This is a genomic window from Paenibacillus sp. J45TS6, from assembly GCF_018403285.1.
In the GTDB taxonomy this organism is placed as follows: Bacteria; Bacillota; Bacilli; order Paenibacillales; family Paenibacillaceae; genus Paenibacillus.
The window spans coordinates 1-463 of sequence record NZ_BOSJ01000065.1; the positions used below are offsets into that span (position 1 = coordinate 1).

General features: G+C 52.5%; 3 tRNA genes and 1 rRNA gene. All 4 read left to right on the forward strand.

The window, feature by feature from the left end:
* The first annotated feature begins 7 nt into the window (after nt 1-7).
* Nucleotides 8-124, forward strand: a 5S ribosomal RNA gene (rrf, locus tag KJS58_RS24900).
* A gap of 54 nt (nt 125-178) precedes the next feature.
* Nucleotides 179-254 (forward strand) — tRNA-Asn (locus KJS58_RS24905).
* Nucleotides 255-256: 2 nt separating this feature from the next.
* Nucleotides 257-329: transfer RNA gene (locus KJS58_RS24910), tRNA-Thr, on the forward strand.
* Nucleotides 330-339: 10 nt separating this feature from the next.
* Nucleotides 340-411 (forward strand) — tRNA-Glu (locus tag KJS58_RS24915).
* The last annotated feature ends 52 nt before the right edge of the window (nt 412-463 follow it).

The following is a 463-nucleotide window of genomic DNA, read 5'->3' on the forward strand; positions in this document are numbered from 1 at the left end:
AATCATGTTTGGTGGCGATAGCGGAGGGGTTCCACACGTACCCATCCCGAACACGACCGTTAAGCCCTCCAGCGCCGATGGTACTTGGACCGCAGGGTCCTGGGAGAGTAGGACGCCGCCAAGCGAACATCCTTACCTCAGGTAACTGAGGAATGTGTTTACTACTAATGGTTACTATTCCCTGATAGCTCAGTTGGTAGAGCACTCGACTGTTAATCGAGTTGTCACAGGTTCGAGCCCTGTTCGGGGAGCCATTGCTCTCATAGCTCAGTAGGTAGAGTGCATCCATGGTAAGGATGAGGTCACCGGTTCGATCCCGGTTGAGAGCTTGTTTATTAAGGCCCGTTGGTCAAGGGGTTAAGACACCTCCCTTTCACGGAGGTAACAGGGGTTCGAATCCCCTACGGGTCACTTTATATGGAGATTTAGCTCAGCTGGGAGAGCATCTGCCTTACAAGCAGAG